Origin of the sequence: Roseinatronobacter ekhonensis (genome assembly GCF_900499075.1) — a bacterium.
GTDB classification, from domain to species: Bacteria; Pseudomonadota; Alphaproteobacteria; order Rhodobacterales; family Rhodobacteraceae; genus Roseinatronobacter; species Roseinatronobacter ekhonensis.
The window spans coordinates 21,957-41,108 of the sequence record NZ_UIHC01000022.1 but is presented as its reverse complement, the minus strand read 5'-3'; the positions used below and the strand labels follow the sequence as shown (position 1 = coordinate 41,108).

At 61.1% G+C, this 19,152-nt stretch carries 20 protein-coding genes; 11 read left to right on the top strand and 9 right to left on the bottom strand.

Features of this window, described 5'->3' with window-relative positions; all coding sequences use genetic code 11:
• Positions 1 to 90: 90 nt before the first annotated feature.
• The 6 genes from ROE7235_RS11380 to ROE7235_RS11355 all read right to left on the bottom strand — a co-directional run bounded on the left by ROE7235_RS11380 (position 91) and on the right by ROE7235_RS11355 (position 5,814).
• Positions 91 to 618, bottom strand: coding sequence for a hypothetical protein (locus tag ROE7235_RS11380; protein WP_121095676.1), 528 nt, complete (start codon positions 616 to 618; stop codon positions 91 to 93).
• Positions 619 to 878: 260 nt separating this feature from the next.
• Positions 879 to 1,169, bottom strand: a complete 291-nt coding sequence (locus tag ROE7235_RS11375) for a DUF4389 domain-containing protein (RefSeq protein ID WP_121095675.1) — start codon at positions 1,167 to 1,169, stop codon at positions 879 to 881.
• A gap of 40 nt (positions 1,170 to 1,209) precedes the next feature.
• Positions 1,210 to 2,451, bottom strand: a complete 1,242-nt coding sequence (locus ROE7235_RS11370) for an SAM-dependent methyltransferase (RefSeq protein WP_121095674.1) — start codon at positions 2,449 to 2,451, stop codon at positions 1,210 to 1,212.
• Positions 2,444 to 3,889, bottom strand: coding sequence for a cryptochrome/photolyase family protein (locus ROE7235_RS11365; protein ID WP_245963941.1), 1,446 nt, complete (start codon positions 3,887 to 3,889; stop codon positions 2,444 to 2,446). Before ROE7235_RS11365 ends, ROE7235_RS11370 begins: the two co-directional genes overlap by 8 nt.
• A 19-nt stretch (positions 3,890 to 3,908) precedes the next feature.
• Positions 3,909 to 5,135: an aminotransferase class V-fold PLP-dependent enzyme gene (locus ROE7235_RS11360; RefSeq protein WP_121095672.1), complete on the bottom strand. Its 1,227-nt coding sequence runs from the start codon at positions 5,133 to 5,135 to the stop codon at positions 3,909 to 3,911.
• Between the two features lie 70 nt (positions 5,136 to 5,205).
• On the bottom strand, positions 5,206 to 5,814 hold the full coding sequence (locus ROE7235_RS11355; protein WP_245963940.1) for a lytic transglycosylase domain-containing protein: 609 nt from the start codon (positions 5,812 to 5,814) through the stop codon (positions 5,206 to 5,208).
• Between the two features lie 137 nt (positions 5,815 to 5,951).
• On the opposite strand from ROE7235_RS11355, the gene ssb reads away from it, so the two are divergent.
• Entirely contained in the window at positions 5,952 to 6,452 is a 501-nt protein-coding gene (gene ssb, locus ROE7235_RS11350; protein WP_121095670.1) for a single-stranded DNA-binding protein, read from the top strand.
• 195 nt (positions 6,453 to 6,647) lie between these two features.
• The gene (locus ROE7235_RS11345) at positions 6,648 to 7,577 is read left to right on the top strand and encodes a class I fructose-bisphosphate aldolase (RefSeq protein ID WP_121095669.1); all 930 of its coding nucleotides are present in this window, start codon (positions 6,648 to 6,650) and stop codon (positions 7,575 to 7,577) included.
• 25 nt (positions 7,578 to 7,602) lie between these two features.
• On the opposite strand, the gene ROE7235_RS11340 is transcribed toward ROE7235_RS11345, so the two are convergent.
• Together ROE7235_RS11340 and ROE7235_RS11335 are read right to left on the bottom strand one after the other, a co-directional pair.
• Positions 7,603 to 8,505, bottom strand: coding sequence for a DMT family transporter (locus ROE7235_RS11340; RefSeq protein WP_121095668.1), 903 nt, complete (start codon positions 8,503 to 8,505; stop codon positions 7,603 to 7,605).
• The gene (locus tag ROE7235_RS11335; protein WP_121095667.1) at positions 8,492 to 9,271 is read right to left on the bottom strand and encodes an SDR family oxidoreductase; all 780 of its coding nucleotides are present in this window, start codon (positions 9,269 to 9,271) and stop codon (positions 8,492 to 8,494) included. The genes ROE7235_RS11340 and ROE7235_RS11335 overlap by 14 nt, the downstream gene beginning before the upstream one ends.
• Positions 9,272 to 9,451: 180 nt before the next feature.
• Here ROE7235_RS11335 and ROE7235_RS11330 point away from each other — a divergent pair, with 180 nt between their 5' ends.
• From ROE7235_RS11330 to ROE7235_RS11300, 7 genes are all read left to right on the top strand, one after another.
• Positions 9,452 to 10,366: a sulfotransferase family protein gene (locus tag ROE7235_RS11330; protein ID WP_121095666.1), complete on the top strand. Its 915-nt coding sequence runs from the start codon at positions 9,452 to 9,454 to the stop codon at positions 10,364 to 10,366.
• Between the two features lie 169 nt (positions 10,367 to 10,535).
• Positions 10,536 to 11,387 (top strand): glycosyltransferase family 2 protein, encoded by an 852-nt coding sequence (locus tag ROE7235_RS11325; RefSeq protein ID WP_121095665.1) that lies wholly within the window; start codon positions 10,536 to 10,538, stop codon positions 11,385 to 11,387.
• 185 nt (positions 11,388 to 11,572) lie between these two features.
• On the top strand, positions 11,573 to 11,986 hold the full coding sequence (locus tag ROE7235_RS11320) for a universal stress protein (RefSeq protein WP_121095664.1): 414 nt from the start codon (positions 11,573 to 11,575) through the stop codon (positions 11,984 to 11,986).
• Between the two features lie 58 nt (positions 11,987 to 12,044).
• Positions 12,045 to 13,703, top strand: a complete 1,659-nt coding sequence (locus ROE7235_RS11315; protein ID WP_121095663.1) for a BCCT family transporter — start codon at positions 12,045 to 12,047, stop codon at positions 13,701 to 13,703.
• A gap of 146 nt (positions 13,704 to 13,849) precedes the next feature.
• Positions 13,850 to 14,242: a DUF2147 domain-containing protein gene (locus tag ROE7235_RS11310; protein ID WP_121095662.1), complete on the top strand. Its 393-nt coding sequence runs from the start codon at positions 13,850 to 13,852 to the stop codon at positions 14,240 to 14,242.
• A gap of 105 nt (positions 14,243 to 14,347) precedes the next feature.
• Positions 14,348 to 15,301, top strand: coding sequence for a Hint domain-containing protein (locus ROE7235_RS11305; RefSeq protein WP_121095661.1), 954 nt, complete (start codon positions 14,348 to 14,350; stop codon positions 15,299 to 15,301).
• Positions 15,298 to 16,149: a universal stress protein gene (locus ROE7235_RS11300; protein WP_121095660.1), complete on the top strand. Its 852-nt coding sequence runs from the start codon at positions 15,298 to 15,300 to the stop codon at positions 16,147 to 16,149. The genes ROE7235_RS11305 and ROE7235_RS11300 overlap by 4 nt, the downstream gene beginning before the upstream one ends.
• On the opposite strand, the gene ROE7235_RS11295 is transcribed toward ROE7235_RS11300, so the two are convergent.
• Entirely contained in the window at positions 16,088 to 16,546 is a 459-nt protein-coding gene (locus tag ROE7235_RS11295) for a DUF6455 family protein (protein WP_183073485.1), read from the bottom strand. The genes ROE7235_RS11300 and ROE7235_RS11295 overlap by 62 nt on opposite strands.
• Before the next feature lie 200 nt (positions 16,547 to 16,746).
• Between ROE7235_RS11295 and pdhA the strand changes: the two genes are divergently transcribed.
• The gene (gene pdhA / locus ROE7235_RS11290; RefSeq protein WP_121095658.1) at positions 16,747 to 17,757 is read left to right on the top strand and encodes a pyruvate dehydrogenase (acetyl-transferring) E1 component subunit alpha; all 1,011 of its coding nucleotides are present in this window, start codon (positions 16,747 to 16,749) and stop codon (positions 17,755 to 17,757) included.
• Between the two features lie 20 nt (positions 17,758 to 17,777).
• Positions 17,778 to 19,142 carry a pyruvate dehydrogenase complex E1 component subunit beta gene (locus ROE7235_RS11285; protein WP_121095657.1) on the top strand — a complete coding sequence of 455 codons (1,365 nt, stop codon included), beginning with the start codon at positions 17,778 to 17,780 and terminating at the stop codon, positions 19,140 to 19,142.
• Positions 19,143 to 19,152 lie beyond the last annotated feature (10 nt).

The window sequence follows — 19,152 nt, the reverse complement described above, 5'->3', positions numbered from 1 at the left end:
GGAGCGGACGGTCGCTGAAGACGAAGCTTAGGACAATTGGAGATCGAATGCGCGCAGGTTGGTATGAAAGACGTTCATATGCCGCTTTCATTATCTCCCAAGGTCAGGACGCCATTGGTAGTTGGGGTCGCTTTCAGCCGGCGAAGCGATTTCTTCGCAGCGGGCGTTTTCTGCGAAAGCGCTTTTTTGGTCGAATATCCGCTCATCCTCCATCGCCTTCATCATGCACATCCCCACATAGAAGTAGCTTGAAAGACGCTCATTATCGAGACCTTCCCAGCAAGCAGTATGGATGTTGGCGTAGTCTGTAAACCTCATCCCAAGAAACAGTCTGGGTAGGACGCACTCCGCAAGCATGCGCGAAGGCTGATGCTCGCTATCGTGCAAGGCTGTACAAACGAAGTTGACCGCCACTTGTAAAACAGCTTGATCCATCGTCACGTTTACACCCGCCTGATAGACGGGGCCGTGTCTTTGAATGCAGCGCGACACTTCGTCCTCAGCCCCCGGAGAAAGCAGCCCCTGCGAATGACCAGAGTTTGGCTGTAGGGCTGTGAGCAGAGGCAGCAGGATTATAACAATGTGACGCATATGCCCAACAACCTCGAAGATCACCACTCAGGCATGATCATACACAAACGAAACGTCGCGAAAAGCACTGTGGTTACGCCCGCGCTCGACCAGTCGATGCCTTCAAATCTTGTGTTCAGCCCCGCGGCCAGCCGTTTATGTGAAATCGACCGTAGGTCCGGTCTGGGCTCAAACCACCCCCTCACCCCACCGCCAGCTTCACTCCAAACCCCCACATGACCGGCGCGCTCACCCCGTCCAGCACAGCCGCGCGCGGGCGAAAGAGGGCCGCAGCCCCGCGCCGAGGCTCAATCCATCTCGCGGAAGGGCCATGGCTTCGTGTCGGTCGCGCCGACCATGTAGCGCGCGGCCTTGGCGACCCATGCGCCGACCATGCAGCCCAGATCGGCCAGCCGCGCATTCGGCTGCCGGTTGTCGATCAGCACGATCACAAACTGGATCACCGCCAGCAGAATCAGCACCGATTGTGCGAAGCTCAGCATCACGCCGATGATGATCATATAGACCAGCCGCAGGCCCAAAGGCTCTGTCAGGCGGTCCAGCGGGGCGGTATCGCGGTCGTCATCCACATCTTGCATCGGGGCACCCTTTAGACAGATGCCGCCAGTTTACCCCAGCCTAGGCGCGTTGCAACACCAGTTGGGTCACATCGCAAGACCCGCCGCGAAAGGCCGCCGCGCAGGATGTCAGGTAGTAATCCCACATCCGCTTGAACCGGTCATCATAGCCCATGCCGGAAATCTCGTCCCAACGCTCGGCGAAGCTGTCATGCCAGCGGCGCAGCGTTTCAGAGTAGCTTTGCCCGAAATCATGCGTATCGACGAAGCGCAGACCCGCGTTTTCGGCCACGCGCCGCACAGGGGTCGGCGCGCCCAACATCCCACCGGGGAAGATATGCTTCTGAATGAAATCGACATTGCGCCGGTACAGGTCGAACCGCGCGTCGCCCACCATGATGATCTGGATCACCGCCTGTGCGCCGGGGCGCAGACGGTCGCGCACGGCATTGAAATAGGTCGGCCAGTAGCGCTGGCCCACCGCCTCGAACATCTCTATGGACGCAATACCGTCGAATTCACCGCGCGTGTCGCGGTAATCCTGCATGCGGATCTCGACTTGCCCTGACAGGCCCAGCCGCGCCATGCGGTCCACGGCGTAATCATGCTGCGCCTGAGAGATTGTCAGCCCGGTCACGCGCAGCCCGCGCTTGGCGGCGGCGTATTCGGCAAAGCCGCCCCAGCCGCAGCCGATTTCCAGCACATGATCGCCGGGTTTGACGTTCATGCGGTCTACCATGGCGGCGTATTTGGCTTCCTGCGCAGCCTCTAGGCTTTCCTGCCCGGTGGTGAACAGCGCCGAGGAATAGGTCATGCTGTCATCCAGCCACAGGCTGTAAAACTCGTTCCCAAGGTCGTAATGATGCGCGATATTCTTGCGCGCCTGCGTCTTGTGGTTGCGGCGCAGCCAGTGGCGGAAGCGCTCGACAAAGCGGATCGCCTTCATCGGCAAGACCTCGTCATACAGCGCGGGGTTGTCATCGGCCAGCAGGTCCATCAGCGCTTGCAGGTCTGGCGTGGTCCAGCCCCCTTCCAGATAGGCATCGGAAAAGCCCAGATCGCCCTCGCGGATCATCCGCCCGAACAGGTCAGGGTCATGCACATGAATTTCGGCCACATAGCCGGGGTGCTTGCCTTGCAGCCGGAACACCCGCCCGTCGGGCAGGTGTACATCCAGCCGCCCCTTGTTCAGCTTCTGCCCGATCGCATATGCGGCGGCAAAGTAGCGCGGCAGGTCGGTCTGCCCGTCGAGGGATGTCAGGATCTCTCCCACCCTGCGCGATGGAAATGCGATGTCAGCCATGCGCCATATCTTCCTGTTTTTGCTTTTCTTTGTGATCGTGATACGCGGCCAGCGCGCGTTCGCGACCGTCTTTCAGCTCTATTATGGGTATGGGACGTTTGTCACCGGGCGAAAGTTTCCAACTGCGCGGGCAGGCGTCATAAAAAGCCAGCGCCGTTGCGGGGGGCGTGCGGCTGAACTCTGCCAGCCACGCCTTGCGATAGGCGGCGTCAGGGTCAAATTTCTGCGCCTGAGTGTCGGGATTGAAGATGCGGAAATAGGGGGCTGCATCGGGGCCGGAGCCGGCCACCCATTGCCAGCCCATGGCATTTGCCGCCGGATCCCAATCCACAAGGCACTCGGCGAACCAGTCGCGCCCCAGCCGCCAATCGACCAGCAGGTGCTTGGTCAGGAAGCTGGCGACCAGCATCCGCGCGCGGTTGTGCATACGGCCTGTGACATACAGCTCGCGCATGGCCGCATCGACCACGTCGATGCCGGTGCGCCCATGCCGCCACGCCTGCACAGGCTCTCCCTCGCCCTGCCATGGGAAACCGTCCCATTCGGGCCGCCAGTTTTCCGTGGTCAACCGAGGTGTGTGATAGACCAGATGATACGCAAATTCGCGCCAGACGAGTTCTTTCAGAAAATCCTCTGCCTGCGCATGGCCGTCGTGCAAAGCGCGCCAACCCGCGTGCCAGATGGTGCGGGGGCTGATCTCGCCATAGGTCACGTTTTCGGACAGACCGGAACAGGCGTCCATATCAAGCCGGTCGCGTTCGGATTTGTAGCGCGCGACCCGATGCGCCAAAAACGCGTCCAAACGCCCGTGCGCAGCGTCCTCGCCGACATGGATATGGCCTGCCACAACGGCGGCCCCACGGTCCATGGCGCGGCCCATTTGCCAATCATCCAGACGGTCGCTCGCGGGCCACGCATCTGGCGCAGCTATCCGGCTTGGTGCTGGCAGGGGTTCGGCCACATCACGGTCCCGCACGGCGCGCCACATAGGGGTATAAACCTTGTAGAACCCGCCATCCTTGGTGGCGACCTCCCACGGCTCAAACAGCAGATGGCCGGGATGGCTCTGAACCTGCACACCATCGGCTTTCAGCGCCGCTTTCACCTTTGTGTCACGGGCAATCTGGTCCGGAGCGTAACCGCGTGTCCAGATCACGTCGCGCGCGCCGGTTTCCGCGACCAGTGCGCGCAGCACATCCAGCGCATCGCCGCGCCGCAGGATCAGCCGAGAGCCCGCGCCCTCCAACGCTTGCGCGAACTTCGCCAGTGCAAGGCCCAGCCGCCATTTCGGCGCGGCGCCCAAACCCGCCACCTCGTCATCATGAATGAACAACGGAATAACCGGCTGGCCACGCGCAGCAGCGTCATGCAGGGCAGGATGATCGCTCAACCGCAAATCACGGCGCAGCCAAAGGATGATCGGGGTCAGCTCGGTCACATATCCGCTCGTCGCAATTTCACAACACGTCATCTAGGGCCGTAAGCAGCCGGTCAAGGTCCGCTGACGCTGTGTAATGCACGAAAGACAACCGCAACACGCCATGTGCGGGATCAATCCCATGTGCCTGCAACGCACGGTTGGCGTAAAAACTGCCGCCCCCCGCCATGATGCCGCGCGCAGCCAGATCGCGCGCCAATGCGGCCCCCGCACGGGGATGGGCCAGCGCGACCGTCGGCGCGCGGTTTTCGGCCCGCGTCGGCCCCAAAAGCCGCACGTCATTGCGCCCGCGCAGATAGTCCAGCAATGGTTGCAACAGCCGCGTTTCCTGCGCGCGCATCAGGTCATGCACAGCGGCCATGCGCGCGGCAGGCGCGGCGCCATCCGTGAAGTGATGCGCATAAAGCGCATCGAAATAGTCGGCCATGCCTGCGCAGGCCGCAATCTGCGCATGGTCGGGACCGGCAGGAGTAAACCGTTTATAGGGCACATCGGCGTTGAAGTAATGCGCCTGATTGGGCAGCCAGTCTGCCAGTGCGGGCGACAGCACCATCAATCCCTGATGCGGTCCATAGGTCTTGTAGGCCGAGAACAGATAGATATCCGCCCCAAGCGCCCCAAGATCGGGAAAGCCATGCGGCGCGTAGGACACCCCATCGACAGCCGACCAGATGCCCGCCGCGCGCAACTCGGCACAGATCTCCGCAACCGGGTTCACCTCTCCCACCACGTTGGAGCAATGCGGGAAAGCAACCAGCTTCACACGGTCATCGACCAGCGCCCAGAGTGCCGCGGGGTCCAGATGGCCGGTGTCCGGGTCGATCTGCCATTCGCGCAGCTCGACCCCGCGCGCTTCCAGCCGGCGCCACGGGCCGGTATTGGCCTCGTGGTCCTGATTGGTCACGATGATCGCATCCCCCTGCCCCAGCTTTTCGCCAAAAGCCTGCGCCAGAACATAGGTGTTCGCGGTGGTCGATGGCCCGAAACTAAGTTGCTCAGCCTCCACCCCCATGAGGGCTGCCAGCCGTGTGCGGGCCTCGTCCATCTCTGCGCCCGCCAGCTCCGACGCGCGATACGCGCCATAGGGCTGCACCTTGCGGCTATGATAGAACCGCGTCAGCCGGTCGATCACGGGCTGGCAGGTATAAGACCCGCCCGCGTTTTCAAAGAACAGCTGGTCCTGCAATTCGGGCTCTGCAAAAGCCGGAAATTGCGCACGGACGAAATCGGTATCGAGTTGGGTCATGTCCTCTCCGGCAGTTTTGCCAGACCTTGCACCAACGGGGCGCGGAAAGGCAAGCCGGGGGCTGCGCTGTTTATCCCGCGCCCAGAATGATCGCGACGTAATCGCGCGTCTCGGCAAAAGGTGGAACACCGCCATGCTGCTCGACCGCGCCGGGACCGGCGTTATAGGCCGCAAGCGCCAGCCGCCAGTTGCCAAAACGCTCATACATCATCCGCAGGTAGCGCGCCCCGCCGTCAAGGTTCTGGCCCGGATCGTTCGGGTCCACGCGCAGCAATTCGGCCGTGCCGGGCATAAGCTGGGCAAGCCCGATCGCCCCCTTATGCGACAGCGCGCCTGCATTCCATCGGCTTTCCTGATGCACAAGGCGCAGGAACAGGTCTTCGGGCACGTTGTTGTTGCGCGCGGCGACACGCGCAAGCTGCACATATTCCCCCGCGCGCGGCCCATCATAGCGCGGTATAAGCGGGCTGCGCGCGTCCTCCTCCTCGTGGTTCGGCAACAGCCGGACAGAGGCGGAATATTGCTCTGACAACCGCCCGTCGATCACACGGTTCGCGCGCTTGATCCGGTCCAACGGGTTGCTGGATACGTTCCCGCTGGATGACAGGCTCAACCCCTGCGCAAACGCATTCGGCGTCGCCATGCACAGCAAGCAGGCAGCAAAAAGAGCTAAACGCATGTCCCATCCCCAAAACTTTGCCAAGTATAGCGTGTCTTGCGCGCCAAGAAAACCGCTTGCGCCTGTTCACCCTATCTTTACCATGTGGCGCAAAGATAGCGCAGCGCGCAACGTATCAATGCGAAGGACGAAAACACATGGCAGGCTCGGTCAACAAAGTGATCATCGTTGGCAATCTGGGGCGCGATCCAGAGGTGCGCAGCTTCCAGAATGGCGGCAAGGTGTGCAACCTGAACATCGCCACGTCAGAGCGCTGGCGCGACAAGCAATCGGGCGAACAGCGGGAAAAAACCGAATGGCACAGGGTCGCGATTTTTGCCGAACCACTGGTGCGCATTGCAGAGCAATACCTGCGCAAGGGCTCGAACGTATATATCGAAGGCCAACTTGAAACCCGCAAGTGGCAGGACCAGTCCGGCGCCGACCGCTATACGACCGAAGTGGTGCTGCGGCCCTACAAGGGCGAGTTGACCCTGCTTGGCGGGCGTGAGGGCGGCGGGTCCGGCGGCGGCAGCACCGGCGGCGGCAACTATGACCGCGGGCCCGATTATGGCGACAGCCGTGGCGGCGGCGGCGGCGGATATGGCGGTGGCGCACCCGCGGGACCGTCCGACATGGATGATGAAATCCCGTTCTGAGCCTCTTTTTCATCAGGCCCCAAAGCCCGCCATTGTGCGGGCTTTTTGCACGCATGGCGGAGTCGGCACGGCTTTGAGGCGCGCCAAACCCGCTTGATTGCGCTAACGTTCCGGTGTTGCGCGTAAAGTTCATTGTTTTGCCACAAACGGCGGATTAACCCCGTTCCAGAAACAAACCGGACAGGAGCAGCCACCATGCGTGCAACCCGCATCGTTCAGAAGATACTAGCCAATTACGAAGGCGAAACACCCGGCGTGAAGGCCAATCTGTGCCGCATGCTGATGAACGGTAAGCTGGGCGGCACCGGCAAGATGATCATCCTGCCCGTCGACCAAGGGTTCGAGCATGGTCCCGCGCGCAGCTTCGCCCCGAATGCAGCAGGCTATGACCCGCATTACCATTACCAACTGGCGATTGACGCGGGGCTAAGCGCCTATGCCGCCCCTCTTGGCCCGTTGGAAGCTGGCGCCGACACGTTTGCAGGCCAGATCCCGACCATCCTGAAGGTCAACAGCGCCAATTCGCTAATGTCCGGCACGGCGGGCAAGAATCAGGCAATCACGGCCTCGGTCGATGATGCCCTGCGTCTGGGCTGTTCGGCCATCGGGTTTACCATCTATCCCGGCAGCGATTGCGCGATCGACATGTTCGAGGAAATCGTCGAGATGCGTCGCGAAGCCGCCGCCAAGGGCGTGGCGTCTGTCATCTGGTCCTACCCGCGCGGCGAGGCAGTGACCAAGGACGGCGAAACCGCGATTGATGTCGCAGCCTATGCCGCGCATATCGCGGCGCTTCTGGGCGCGCATGTTATCAAGATCAAGCTGGGCACCGACCACCTGATGCTGCCAGAGGCCAAGAAGGTCTATGAAGAGCAGCAAATCGACATCGCGACCCAAGCCGCGCGCGTCAAGCATTGCGTGCAGTCATCCTTCAATGGTCGCCGTTTGATCGTCTTCTCGGGCGGCGCGGCGAAAGGCGCGGATGCGGTGTTCGACGACGCGCGCGCCATCCGCGACGGCGGCGGCAACGGGTCGATCATCGGGCGCAACAGCTTCCAGCGCTCGCGCGAGGATGCGCTGGAAATGCTGGGCAAGCTGGTCGAGATCTACAAGGGCAAGGCCTGACACGAAGGGGGCGTTCGCGCGCCCCCTATTCCGCTGCCACCGCACGCGATTTCAGACGCGGCATCGGTCCACGCGCGGCAAGGATGACCAAGGCCAAACCGCCAAAGGCCAGCAGCGGCAAGCGTTCGTCCAGAAACACCATGCCCAGCAGCACGGAAAAGCCCGGCATCACGAACATGACGAGCGACGCGCGATTTGCGCCCACCTGCCGCACAAGCATGTAGTTCAGGATCGCAGGCGCAACCGTGGCCAGAATGACCAACGCGGCCAGAATGCCGATCACCGTGGCCGAGGGTGCGACGCTGACACGCCCATCCACCAACAGCGCCACCGGCCATGTTGCAACCGCACCCACCGCGAACATGGCCGCGTTCAGCAGCAGTGGCGACACAGGCTGCCGCCGCCGGAACCACACATTGCCTGCCGCATAGCTGAGCGGTGCCAGCAGTGTGAACAGCGTTCCGACACCCGCCTGACCAAGCGAGTTGCCAAGGAAGGACGGCCCCGCGATCAGCGCGACGCCTCCCAGCCCCAGCACGATGCGCAAGGTCTGCTCCAGCGTCACCGGCTCGTCGCGCAGGAAGATCGCGGCCAGCGCCAGCGTAAAAATCGGCATGGTAGCATAGAGCAATCCGCCCATGCCCGAGGGGATGTATTGCAGCCCCACCGCCAACGTGACGAAGGGAACCGCGATCACCAGAATACCGCCCACCATGGCCGTCATGACCGCTTCAGCGCCATTCCAGCCCGGCTTCCCGATCAGGCCCGCCACGATCAACAGCAGGGGCAGACCGAAGGCCGCGCGCAAGGCCCCGAGTGTCAGAGGCGGAAAATACTGCACCGCCAAGGCAATCAGGAACGGCGCGGCCCCGAAGGCCGCCGCCGTCAGCACAAGCAGTCCGGAGCCTTTTAGCTCAGAGGGTTGCATTCACCGCACCGCCATCCAGCAGGATATTTTGTCCCACCATGAAGCCCGCATGCTGCGAGCACATGAACGCACAGGTCGCGCCGAATTCTTCCGCCGTGCCATAGCGTCCGGCGGGAATGGTGCCTTCACGGTTGGTGCGTGCCTGTTGGGGAGTTATGCCCGCGGCCTTGGCCGCGCCGCCATCCAGCGCGGTGGCGCGGTCGGTATCGTGGATGCCCGGCAACAGGTTGTTGATGATAACCCCCTGCCCCGCGACCTGCCGCGAGGTGCCTGCAACATAGCCGGTCAGCCCCGCGCGCGCGGAATTCGACAGGCCCAGAACCGCCACCGGCGATTTCACAGAAACAGAGGTGATGTTAACCACACGCCCCCAACCGCGCGCGATCATGCCGGGTACAAGCGTCTTCATCAGCGCGATCGGCGTGAGCATGTTGGCGTCCAGCGCCTTGATGAAATCATCGCGCTCCCAGTCGGTCCACATGCCCGGCGGTGGACCACCCGCGTTGTTGACCAGAATATCGACCTCGCCCGCGGCATCCAGCACCTTGGCGCGGCCCTCTTCGGTGGTGATATCGGCGGCAACCGTCACGACCTCGACCCCGTGTCGGGCACGAATGGCGGCGGCGGTGTCTTCCAAGCTGTCGGCCCCGCGCGCGTTCATGACCAGATGCACGCCCTCGGCGGCCAGCGCCTCGGCGCAGCCGCGCCCCAACCCCTTGGAGCTTGCGCATACCAGCGCGCGCTTGCCTGCGATTCCCAAATCCATCTCGACCCTCCCGATTGTTCACCTGTGCAGCGATAGCATCAGCGCGCTGCGGGGGAAAGACGAGACATGCGCACTTGGTCTCGACATTACGGGTCAGTGCCATTCGCACTGAGCGCATGCATGCACTCCACAACCTTTTTTCCCCGCCGAAAGGGCGCCGGGCAGAAGGGTTGACGCCTTGTGGGTAATCGCGCATTACGATCCGACGCTAGGTTAACCGAGGCTCGCTCCGTGGATTACAAATGCAATCTGCTCCTTCCTGGCGCCCCCAAAAGCGGCACAAGCTCTTTGCACGTAGCCTTGGAACAGCATCCGGAAATCTGCATGAGCCGCCCGAAAGAGCCTTGGTTCTTTTTTGGTGATAGGTTCAAGGGTGGGTCAACGCAGCACAACAGCCTGTTTTCGCACTCGGACTCGGACAGCCTGATATTTGGCGAAAGCTCGCAAGGGTATTTTGCAGACGCTCAATCCATGAAGCGCATCAAAGAGAGCCTTGAAAAGCCCAAGATCATCTTGCTTTTGCGCGACCCCGTAGAGCGGGCGCTTTCGCAATATCGCTACGATTTTCGGCGAGGGGTCGAGACGGATCCGCTCGAAAAGGCGCTTTCAGATCGCGGCGATAACCCTGCACTGGTCTGGGACGACAGGATTTCTTTCTACCGCAATGTCGGCGGATACTGCGCGCTGTCGGGCTATTCGCGGATCGTGCCGGAATGGCAGACCCTTTTCGGTGCCGAGAATATTCTGCTTTTGAAAGCCGAGGATTTCCACGACGACCCGGCAGCGGTGCTGGCACGCTGTAATCGGTTTCTGGGGCTACGGCATGTCGCCCACAACTCGCAGGCAGACAATGGGACCGTCCGCAACGCTACTTCCGGAACAAAACGCAAGGTCATGCCTGGTCCGATTAAAGCTGCCGCCCGATTGGTGCCCAGCGGATTTAAATCTTCGTCGTTGTACCGGCGGTTACGAGGCGGCGTGCTGCGTGGCATCACCCCGCCAAGTCCAACCACGCCGAGCCCGGCGACTTTACAGCGCATGCGTGAAACGCTTGCCGCAGACATCGCGTTTCATCAGAGCTTGTCACATGCCTGACATGAGAAATCGCCGAGGTCGGAGAAGATTGTTTGTCGCGGCATGTCAGCAGCGTATAGGTTGATGAGCACCTGCTCCAATACAACGTCGGAGCTAGCGTCAAGCAAACCGCGAACCGGCAATTTCCTCGGAAAAAGTTTACCGCCCCTGTCAGGAGTTTCAAAGGCAAATGGATATCGTCGCAGTCCTCGCCATACGTAACGAGAAGACATACCTTGCCAACGCGTTGCAGCATCTGATCGACAACGGCATACGCTATGCCATTCTTGATAATGAGTCCGATGACGGCAGCACCGAAATTCTGAAAGAGCCGCGGTTCAAGCAGAATCTTGTCCACCTCGAGACCCTGCCCTACAATGGCCATTTCGATCTCGTTGCCCAGTTGGACGCCAAACAACGCCTCTACGATGCGCTCGATGCCGACTGGCTGATGCATCTCGATGCCGATGAGATTGTCCATTCCTACCGCCCCGGCGAGCGTCTTGACGAGGCGATCACCCGCATCGCTGCGACCGGCGCTGATGCCATCAATTTCGACGAGTTCGTGTTTCTGCCTGTGGATGACAGCTATCTTCCCGACCATGACGGCCCGCAGCCGATGCGCCATTACTATTATTTCTCGCAAGGCATTCCGCAGAAAATTAACGCGTGGCGCGCGGCACTGCGTCCCAACAAGGTTAAAAGCGGCGGGCACAAGATTCATGGCACCGAATATCGTCTGGCCGAAGAGACCCTTGCGATGCGTCACTATATGTTCACCGACCAAGACCATGCCTATCGCAAATATACGCAGCGACGCTTTGCCGAGGCCGAATTGAAGCGCGGCTGGCATGTCAACCGTGCTGGCGCGGGGCGCACATCATTTCGGTTTCCATCGAAGTCACGCCTGCACGAGCTTTCCGATCCATCGGAGCGGGCATTGCGACGCGACGCACCCAAGCCGCAACATTACTGGCAATGGGGGCTCACTGCCTGGATCAGGCGCAAGGCCAAGGGCCTCGCCCGACGGCTGAAACGCTGATTAAATGCACAACTCTTGCGGCGTGGTTGCATAGGCCGTGTCGTGGCAAATCCCATAGCCAAGCCCCTCGCGCGCGGGTGTTCGTGTCGCTCACGGACAAATTCGTGTCGCTGGGGTTGCATGTCCCCCCATGGCCCGTGTTAGCGTGACCGCACAAGCCAATAAAAACAACACATGGAGGGACCATGTATCGGAAAGTCATCTTTCCGGTCGATCTGTCACACATCGACCAACTCACCAAGGCGCTGGCCACTGCGGCGGATCTTGCCAAGCATTACGGTGCCGAGATCTGCTATGTCGGCGTCACGGGCGAAGCGCCCGCCCCCGGCGCGCGCAGCCCGGCGGACTATGCCGACAAACTTGCGGCATTCGCGTCTGAACAGGCCAGCAAGCATGGCGTGACCACCGCGTCCAAAGCCTGCGTCAGCCATGACCCTAGTGTGGACACCGACAAAACGCTGATGTCGGCCATCAACGAGCTGGGCGGCGATCTTGTGGTTATGCAGACTCACGCCCCGAGCGCGATGGACTACATCTGGGCCGGCCATGGCGACACGATTGCAGCACATGCCGATGTGTCGGTGTTTCTGGTCCGCTAGGCGACCGCCGAACCCGCTTTCAAGCCGTCCCGCAGGCGGCCAAAAATGGAGAACATGAATGTCACAAGAAGACGACATTGAAGCGATCCCGGAACCCGAAGGGGCGTCCGAGGTGATCGAGACCGATTACGAGATCGGTCAAGACAACATTACCCCAAAGATCGGCCCGTTCGGGCTGGATATCCACAACCCCGTCTTTGCCATTTCCGGGCTGGTGGTTGTGGCTTTCGTCATCCTGACGCTGATGTTCCAGGACTCGGTCGGACCGGCCTTTAGCGCTATGCGCGGATTTCTGACCTCGACCTTCGACTGGTTCTTCCTGTCGGCCGCGAACGTCTTTGTCATCGTCTGCCTTGGCATCCTCGTCTCGCCCTTGGGCAAGGTGCGGATTGGCGGGCTCGATGCGACGCCGGATTACAGCTACCTGGGCTGGTTCGCGATGCTGTTCGCCGCGGGCATGGGCATTGGCCTGATGTTCTTTGGCGTGCTGGAGCCGGTTTACTATTTCGGCACCCCCTGGGGCGATAACCCGCTGGGCGGCGACCTTGGCATTGTCGAAGGCGCATTGGCCGATCCCGAAACGGTCGAATCCGCACGGCGTCTGGCGATGGCATCGACCATCTTCCACTGGGGTCTGCATCCGTGGGCGATCTACGCCATCGTGGCGCTGTCGCTGGCTCTCTTTGCCTATAACAAGGGCCTTCCGCTGACCGTGCGCTCGATCTTCTACCCGATTTTTGGAGAGCGGATCTGGGGCTGGCCGGGCCACATCATCGACATCCTTGCGGTTTTTGCGACCATCTTCGGTCTGTCAACCTCGCTGGGCCTTGGGGCGCAACAGGCATCTGCCGGTCTGGGCTTCGTTCTGGGCATGCCGGATTTGGGCGCAAGCATCACCACCTCGCTGGTGCTGATCGCGATCATCACGGGTATGGCGCTTATCTCGGTGCTGCGCGGACTGGACGGCGGCGTCAAGATCCTGTCAGAAATCAATATGGGCCTTGCCCTGTTGCTGATGGTCTTCGTGCTGCTGGTCGGGCCGACACTGGTCCTGCTGGGCAACGTGCTTGGCAATATTGGTGCCTATTTCAGCGAAGTGGTGTCACTGTCAAACCCGGTGGGCCGCGAAGATGACGGGTTCCGCCAAGGTTGGACAGCCTTCTACTGGGCATGGTGGATCAGCTGGTCCCCGTTCGTGGGCATGTTCATCGCCCGCGTCAGCCGTGGCCGCTCGGTGCGTGAATTCATCACCTGTGTGCTGATCATCCCGACACTGGCCTCGGCCATCTGGATGACCACTTTCGGCGGCACCGCGATCCAGCAGCTGATCGACAATGCATCCGAAGCAGCCGTGTTCAGCTACGTGATCGACTCCTACGTGCCGGAACTGTCGCTGTTCGGGATGTTGTCGGAACTGCCGTTGGCGAGCATCACCATGGTGATCGCGATTGTTCTCGTGATCGTGTTCTTCGTCACATCGTCTGACTCGGGTTCGCTGGTGATCGACACGATCACGGCCGGCGGCAAGATCAACGCGCCGGTCAGCCAGCGTGTGTTCTGGGTCATCTTCGAAGGCTTGGTCGCGGCGTCGCTGCTTCTGGGTGGCGGCTTGGCAGCACTGCAAGCGGCATCGGTTTCGACCGGGTTGCCCTTCGCGTTGGTGTTGCTGCTGGCCTGCTACGCGCTGATCCGCGGGCTGATGTCCGAACCGCGCTGACCCACAGCCAAACTGACACGGAAACGGGGCCCCCAGCGGGCCCCGTTTTGCATATGACGTTGCGTCGCCTGACCCAAGGTCGGGCTTGCCCGAAAGCCCTGCACCGCGCTTTCCTTTGCCCAGCTTTTGATGGGAGGAGAGACATCATGCGCCGCACGACATTGACACTGGCCGCCTTGGCCCTGACCGCGGGCCCCGCGCTGGCCGACCCCAGCCACGGGCTGTGGAAAACCCAACCCGACGACAACGGCAATTACGGCCATGTTCAGATGCAGACCTGTTCCAACGGGCGGATCTGCGGCGGGCTGGTCGCGGCATTTGGCCCCGACGGGCAAACCGTCCCATCCGACAATATCGGGCGCGCGATTGTCTGGGACATGGTTGCGGACGGCGATGGCGGCTATGATGACGGCAAGGTCTACGCGCCCGACCGCGACAAGACCTATTCGGCCAAGATGGAGTTGCGCGGCAATACGCTTGGGGTGTCGGGATGCGTCTTCGGCATCTGCCGCGAATCCGTCTGGACCCGTCAACGCTGACCACCCAAACACTGCGCGATCTTATCCCATTGGCCAGTTGCGTCAGTTGCGTTAGTCTTGGTGCATCCGGGCGTGTTTCGTCCGGTGGCGCGAGGTGGGTTTCGCATGTTGACACAGTATGATTGCGAGATTTTCGAGGCAGCGGCGCTGCGCGCGTTCTGGGGCATAAACGAGGGCGACCCGCTTGGCCCGCCAGAACTGTTATGCACGGGCGATATCTACACGCTTGAGCCGGGTGCGCGCGCGTTGACCGTGTCTTTCGATGTGACCGAAGAAAGCGTGAGCATTCCCGACGGTGTGCCAAATGGGCCTGTCACCGTCTTGGCAGAATTGCGCCTGATGGCGCAGGACAACGAATTGCTGGATGCGCTGCTGCTGGATGTGGCGGACGACACCTATCTGCTACCGCTCTCGCCGCTGCGGCGCGGCGCACATTATGCGCTGATCGGCGTAGATCCGGGGCAAACACGCCTGCGCCTGTCGCAACTGGTTTACGGGTGTTTTTGCAGCGGCACCCGCATTATGGCGGGCGACGGGCAGTTGGTCCCGATTGAACAGCTAGAGGCCGGGCAATCCGTGCTGACACGCGACAATGGCGCGCAACCGTTGCTGTGGGTCGGAAAGACGACCGTGCGCGCCGTGGGTGTCTTTGCGCCGGTGCGCCTGCCAGCGGGGTTGATGGGCAATCTGGGCGCGCTGGTGGTCGGGCCATTGCAACGGATATTTCTCTACCAGCGCGGCGGCCTGACCGCGAATGGCCGCTCAGAGGCGCTTGTGCAGGCCCGTCATCTGGTCGACGGAACCCGTGTGCAGCAGCGCGAGGGCGGGTTCGTGACCTATCATGCGCTGGTGTTTCAGGACCACCAGATCATTTATGCCGAAGGTGTGCCGGTCGAGAGTTTGCTTGTGTCGCGCGCAACAGTCGCACGCCTGCCTGACGATTTTGCGCAAGACCTGTCAACGCGGTTCCCGCATCTGAACCAGCGCGCGCATTTCGCCCAAGACGTGTCAGAGGACATGGCGGCCTGCAAGCTTCTACCAGACAAATCGCAGTTATGAACGCGCGCAGCACAATCCTTGCTGCCACAGACGGCACCAAACGCTCGCGCGCGGTGCTGGGGCGGGCAGCACTTGTGGCACGCATCTGGAACGCGCGGTTGGTTCTGGTGCATGTGCGCAAACCGCTGCGCGCGCGGTTCCGGCTTAGTCTGGCCCGCGTATCCGAGGATGACCTGCGCACGACACTGGAACAGCATGGCGGACGCCCCGAAGACCTGTTCCTTTTGGACGGTGCGCCGTCAGAGCAGATCTCAACGCTTGCCACGCAACTTGGCGCGGGGCTGGTCGTTCTGGGGTTGCACCGCGAACGCCGCGTGCTGGACAGTCTGCGCATGACCACGATGGAGCGGATCACGCTTGGTGTATCCTGCCCCGTGCTCATCGCCCAGACCCATCCGGCGCAACCCTACCAGCGCGTACTGGGTGCGCTCAGCTTCGATCCGGTTTGCTCTGGGGGGTTGGGCGAAGCCGCAACGCTCGCACCCGATGCCGCGTTCCACGCCATTCATGCATTGCCCATCACGGCAACCGACACAGCGGCCAACCGTCAGACTGCGCTGAACAAGGCAACCGCGCAGCGCAGCACGTTTCTGGAATGCCGCGGCCTGCCCCCGACCTTGCAAACCCCGGAAATCGTTCCCGGAGGCGTGCACGAGGTATTGCGCTACCGCATGGCGGAATTGCAACCTGACTTGCTGACAATCGGCAGCCAATCGGGGCGCGACCCGACACGGCTTGGCAATTACGCGCGCGACCTGATGCGCGCGCCCCCAACCGATGTGTTGGTCACGAAGCCTGACTGTGACCCGGCCGCTGTTGAATTGCCAATTCCGACAGCCGGTTCTTGACGCGGCAAAACTCCGGCGGGCCTTTCGCCGGGGAATTGAGCGCGCGCAACTCGCGCCCGCACTCTTCCGTCTTGTCGCAGGCTGCGCAACGCCGCGTCATGGAATGTAACAGATCCAGCGGGTTATCACGCGTTAGCACACCCGATTTGATCGCGCCAACCATGTCGATTTGCAGCGCCGCAGCCATTTTCCAGATGTTCAACTCTCGGATGAAACGCGGCAGGCCAGCATGCGTCATCGCCGCTTCTGGTCGCATCACGAAAAATCCGTATGGCAGCTTTTCAGCCTTGAGGGCCGCGTTCCAGTACTCCTGCGCCATGAAGCCTCCTGCTTTTGTTGCGCCGAGATGTGGGAATAGGGCTTTAAGCGGAAACAACTTATAATTGCACAACATCATGATTCGTTCCGGCCCGCAAGGGCCATTTAACACATTCACTAATTCTGATGGGCGCCACTAATTCTGATGGCCGCGACACCGAATGTGCCTTGCATTCAGTGCATGGCGGGTTTGCCATAAAACCCTCGCAACCGAAAAAAATTTGCGCTAAAGGATTGTTTAACGTTGAACTATTGTCATCAAGGGAGGGGTGGCCAAGCATGGCGACACGCAAAGCGACACCGAAATCCAACGTCTCGGCAGATGAATTGCTGAGCTATTATCGCAACATGCTGCTGATCCGCCGGTTCGAGGAAAAGGCCGGTCAGCTTTACGGGATGGGCCTGATTGGCGGGTTCTGTCACCTGTATATCGGTCAGGAAGCGGTCGTCGTGGGGCTGGAAGCCACGGCAAAACCCGATGACAAGCGCATCACCACGTATCGCGACCACGGCCATATGCTGGCCTGCGGGATGGACCCGAAGGGCGTGATGGCAGAGCTGACCGGTCGCGACGGCGGCTATTCGCGCGGCAAGGGCGGCTCGATGCACATGTTCAGCAAGGAAAAGCACTTCTACGGCGGTCACGGCATTGTCGGCGCCAATGTGCCGCTTGGGGCCGGACTGGCCTTTTCCGACATGTACAAGGACAATGATAACGTCACCTTTACCTATTTCGGCGATGGCGCGGCCAATCAGGGCCAGGTTTATGAAACCTACAACATGGCGATGCTATGGTCGCTTCCGGTGATCTTTGTCATCGAGAACAACAAATACGCCATGGGCACGAGCGTGCAGCGCGCCACCAAGTCACCCAGCCTTTGGGAACGTGGTGCGGCGTATGGCATCGTGGGCGAGGAAGTCGACGGTATGGATGTGCTGGCGGTGAAAGCCGCGGGCGAGAAGGCTGTTGCCCACTGCCGCGCGCGCAAGGGGCCGTATATTCTGGAAATCATGACCTACCGCTATCGCGGCCATTCCATGTCGGACCCGGCCAAATACCGCACCCGCGACGAGGTTCAGAAAATGCGCGAAGAGCGTGATGCGATCGAGCATGTCCGCGAATTGCTACTGCAAGGCAAGCACGCATCCGAGGAAGATCTGAAAGCCGTGGACAAGGAGATCAAGGGCATCGTGAGCGAGGCTGCGGATTTCGCCAAGGAAAGCCCGGAACCAGCGCCGGAAGAGCTTTGGACAGATATTTATGCGGCCGAAGTGCCGCAAAACGCGTGATTTTGGGGGGATAGCACACAATGGCAACCGAAATTCTGATGCCCGCCCTCTCTCCGACCATGGAAGAAGGCACGCTGGCCAAGTGGCTGGTGAAAGAGGGTGATACCGTTTCCGCCGGAGATATTCTGGCAGAGATCGAGACCGACAAAGCCACGATGGAATTCGAGGCGGTCGACGAAGGCACGATCGGCAAGATCATGGTCGCCGAAGGCACCGAAGGGGTGAAAGTGAACACCCCCATCGCAGTGCTGGTCGAGGAGGGCGAAAGCGTGGACAACGTGGAGGCCCCGGTTCAAGACCGGGGCGCGGCCCCTGCGGCAGCACCCGCAACTCCTGCGACAGCCGCTCCAGCGCCAGAGGCTCCAAAGACCGATACCAGCCCCGACTGGCCCGAAGGCACCGAAACCCGCAAACAGACTGTGCGCGAGGCGTTGCGCGACGCCATGGCCGAAGAAATGCGCCGCGCACCCGAAGTGTTTGTGATGGGCGAGGAAGTCGCCGAATATCAGGGGGCCTACAAGATCACCCAAGGGCTGCTGGACGAATTCGGCGCGAAACGCGTGATCGACACGCCCATCACCGAACACGGCTTTGCCGGGATCGGTGTGGGTGCAGCCTTTGGCGGATTGCGCCCGATTGTCGAATTCATGACCTTCAACTTCGCCATGCAGGCGATTGACCAGATCATCAACTCTGCCGCCAAGACGCTGTATATGTCGGGCGGGCAAATGGGGTGCCCCATCGTGTTCCGTGGTCCGAACGGCGCGGCGGCGCGCGTGGGCGCGCAGCACAGCCAGTGTTATGCTGCGTGGTATAGCGCCATTCCGGGGCTGAAAGTGGTCATGCCCTATTCGGCATCCGATGCGAAGGGCCTGCTGAAACAGGCCGTCCGCGACCCGAACCCGGTGATCTTTCTGGAAAACGAAATCCTTTATGGCAAAAGCTTCGATGTGCCGGTGATGGACGATTTCACGATCCCCTTCGGCAAGGCGCAGATCGCGCGCGCGGGCGAGGACGTGACCATCGTCAGCTTCGGCATTGGCATGACCTACGCGCTGGAAGCGGCCGAACGGTTGGCCAAGGACGGGATCAATGCAGAGGTCATCAACCTGCGCACGATCCGGCCCTTGGACACCGATACAATCCTTGCCTCTGTCCGCAAGACCAACCGCCTGATCACGGTGGAAGAGGGCTACCCGCAAGGCTCTGTCGGTAATTTCATCAGCTCTGTGGTGATGGAACAGGCCTTCGACCACCTGGATGCGCCGGTCATCAACCTATGCGGCAAGGATGTGCCCATGCCTTACGCGGCGAACCTTGAAAAGCTGGCACTGGTCACGACCGACGAAGTGGTCGAAGCCGCGCATAAAGTCACATACCGCTAGGAGGGGTTCA

Excerpts from the sequence above, each read along its gene's own strand:
- ROE7235_RS11375 (WP_121095675.1), bottom strand. The coding sequence starts at position 1,169 with ATGCAAGATGTGGATGACGACCGCGATACCGCCCCGCTGGACCGCCTG.
- ROE7235_RS11370 (WP_121095674.1), bottom strand. The coding sequence starts at position 2,451 with ATGGCTGACATCGCATTTCCATCGCGCAGGGTGGGAGAGATCCTGACA.
- ROE7235_RS11360 (WP_121095672.1), bottom strand. The coding sequence starts at position 5,135 with ATGACCCAACTCGATACCGATTTCGTCCGTGCGCAATTTCCGGCTTTT.
- ROE7235_RS11355 (WP_245963940.1), bottom strand. The coding sequence starts at position 5,814 with ATGCGTTTAGCTCTTTTTGCTGCCTGCTTGCTGTGCATGGCGACGCCG.
- ssb (WP_121095670.1), top strand. The coding sequence starts at position 5,952 with ATGGCAGGCTCGGTCAACAAAGTGATCATCGTTGGCAATCTGGGGCGC.
- ROE7235_RS11345 (WP_121095669.1), top strand. The coding sequence starts at position 6,648 with ATGCGTGCAACCCGCATCGTTCAGAAGATACTAGCCAATTACGAAGGC.
- ROE7235_RS11340 (WP_121095668.1), bottom strand. The coding sequence starts at position 8,505 with ATGCAACCCTCTGAGCTAAAAGGCTCCGGACTGCTTGTGCTGACGGCG.
- ROE7235_RS11335 (WP_121095667.1), bottom strand. The coding sequence starts at position 9,271 with ATGGATTTGGGAATCGCAGGCAAGCGCGCGCTGGTATGCGCAAGCTCC.
- ROE7235_RS11325 (WP_121095665.1), top strand. The coding sequence starts at position 10,536 with ATGGATATCGTCGCAGTCCTCGCCATACGTAACGAGAAGACATACCTT.
- ROE7235_RS11320 (WP_121095664.1), top strand. The coding sequence starts at position 11,573 with ATGTATCGGAAAGTCATCTTTCCGGTCGATCTGTCACACATCGACCAA.
- ROE7235_RS11315 (WP_121095663.1), top strand. The coding sequence starts at position 12,045 with ATGTCACAAGAAGACGACATTGAAGCGATCCCGGAACCCGAAGGGGCG.
- ROE7235_RS11310 (WP_121095662.1), top strand. The coding sequence starts at position 13,850 with ATGCGCCGCACGACATTGACACTGGCCGCCTTGGCCCTGACCGCGGGC.
- ROE7235_RS11305 (WP_121095661.1), top strand. The coding sequence starts at position 14,348 with ATGTTGACACAGTATGATTGCGAGATTTTCGAGGCAGCGGCGCTGCGC.
- ROE7235_RS11300 (WP_121095660.1), top strand. The coding sequence starts at position 15,298 with ATGAACGCGCGCAGCACAATCCTTGCTGCCACAGACGGCACCAAACGC.
- ROE7235_RS11295 (WP_183073485.1), bottom strand. The coding sequence starts at position 16,546 with ATGATGTTGTGCAATTATAAGTTGTTTCCGCTTAAAGCCCTATTCCCA.
- pdhA (WP_121095658.1), top strand. The coding sequence starts at position 16,747 with ATGGCGACACGCAAAGCGACACCGAAATCCAACGTCTCGGCAGATGAA.
- ROE7235_RS11285 (WP_121095657.1), top strand. The coding sequence starts at position 17,778 with ATGGCAACCGAAATTCTGATGCCCGCCCTCTCTCCGACCATGGAAGAA.